At 39.1% G+C, this 2,350-nt stretch carries 1 protein-coding gene; it reads right to left on the reverse strand.

Translation table 11 applies throughout. The features are described from left to right. Nucleotides 1–217: 217 nt before the first annotated feature. The coding region (locus BR30_RS37370; RefSeq protein WP_026565872.1) for a hypothetical protein at nt 218–2,350 on the reverse strand (2,133 nt) is incomplete at its 5' end.

A 2,350-nucleotide genomic window follows, 5' to 3' on the forward strand; every position in this document is an offset into this window, starting at 1 on the left:
AAAGACATCCAGTATAATTTTGCTGTTACTGTTGATTGGTTAGCAGTAATGTTTTGTGTTGCAGTCCACTCTAACTGCAATCTATAACCTGTGGCTACTGTTGTATAAAAAGAACCACTCAAAGCCATATATATCAAACTCCTTTAATTGTATTCATAATGGACAGCAGTATTACTTACTACTGTTACATAATAAGTAATACTGATAGACCATATTGTTAATTGGATGGAATCCATGCCCACCCATTGCTTGCTGTTGAAACAATAGGGATTACTTTCAGTGGTGACATGTTGATTTCCTTGTCTATATCAATTTTTGTGACCTCTGTTGTGTCACCATTTAGGGTGAATACCCTTTGCATAGTACCTTCTACTAAGGCATAGCCACTAAACTCTTGTGGTGACATGATGGTATATCCTTGTGTTTGACCATTGATAACCTTGATACCATTCAAGTTCATCTGAACATTGGTGTTGTAAATCTCACCATTAGCATGTTGCCATTGAAGGGCATCTTCACCCACATTTAGCATTAGACCAGAAATGATGGCATCTGCACTTGAACCAACAGTTATTCTAATAGTGATTTCACTGTATTGAGTGCTGAAAGTGTAAAGACCTAACTCATATCCACTTGTCACTCCACCTGCTGAACCTCTACCAATGAAGGCTTTCTTAACACCATTCTCATAGACATCAATCCCTGCCCAACCATTAGTAGCATTGTCCACTGATTTCTTCATCCAGAATGATAAAGAATATGTTTCACCAACATGGGTTGGTATTCTTTGTTCAATGTAACCACCTGTGTTTAGTGCTGAATAGAATCCAGAACCAAATCCAAGCTGTTCAAGTTCTTGGTTTTGAAGGGTGTTCATTGTACCACTGATTGTCCAAAGGTCTGTGCCTGCATAACCAATGCTATTTCTAACTAGGTTAATACCACCCATTGATGTGAATTTAGCACTAATGTCATTAGCTGTCTTTGTTAATGAAGCAGAAACAGCATTGATTTTCTCATTGATTCCACCTTCATCATCCAATCTTCCATCAATGTACTTAGTTACAGTGTCTTTAACACCTGTTACTTGTGTTCCTGTTGCCATGTCAGAAATATCTTCTACACTTGCCTTATTAGAAAGAATACTAGTGAAGGATTCTGCATAAATAACAGTTTCAATGATTTTAGTAGGGTCAGTCTTGTCCTCAATCTTGCTGTCTAGTGATGCTATTGAATCATATAATCCATCAGCAGAACCAACTTCATATAGACCAAAGCCTGTTGCATACATTTCTGAATCAAGGGTAGCAGTAGGCTGATATGTTAAGTAAGTCTTAATCTGAATCTGTGCTGTGTTTGCATCCCAAAACTTGTACTCTGTGTCTGGTGTAAAGCTAGATTGGTCTGTTGTATGGCTTAAATCTGCACCTGCATAATATGGTGGAATCAAAGCATAGTGCTTTCTCCATACTCCCACATCTCCTGCTGTTGGCACTCTACCTGCTACAATATATGGTCCATTTCCTGCATCATTTGCCACACCTGCATCAGTTGCTTCTTCTCTACCATAGTAATATCTTGAATTGGTGTCTTTTGCTTGTACCCAAAACTCCAATAGATAGGTTTTTCTTGGGTCAACAACAATCCAATCCATTAACCAACCATTATTGTTAATAGCAGAGTTAGCTAGGAATTTCTTTTGTACTACCCTTCCTCTTGTGCCATCTGGTAATGTTACATTGTCAAGCCAAGCATATGTTGAAGGCAATGTCATGCCAAAGATGTTCTTAATCAAGTTACCATTGGATTTTGCAGAAGCATACCAGTTAGCATCAACCACTTTTCCATCTATCTCAGTAGTAGAATAAGCACCAATATGACTTGCTTGTGTTGGTGACAAGTTAATCCAGTTTGTACCATCACTTCTCTTCATGATGTTTGGAGTAACACTTGTGTCCATCCATAGCCTTCCTACAAGGTGTGTAGGGGCAGTTGATTGTTTGTAGATAGTGCTTTCTGCACCAACCTCACTAGCTGTTGTAGGAGTAGCATTTACCCATGCTGAACCTGTACTTCTCTTTAAAATGTTTGGTGTAACAGATGTATCAAGCCATAACTTACCTACAACATGTGTTGGGGCAGTAGTTTGTTTAACAATAGAACCCTCTGCTCCTACTTCACTGGCTGTGGTTGGGGTTGCATTCACCCATGCACTTCCTGTGCTTCTTTTAAGGATATTAGGAGTAACAGATGTATCTAACCACATTCTGCCTGCAAGGTGTGTTGGTGCTGTTGTCTGCTTGATAATGGCATTTTCTCCACCAATATCTCCTGCTGTTGTTGGAGTGGC

This window comes from Bacillus sp. UNC41MFS5, from assembly GCF_000686805.1.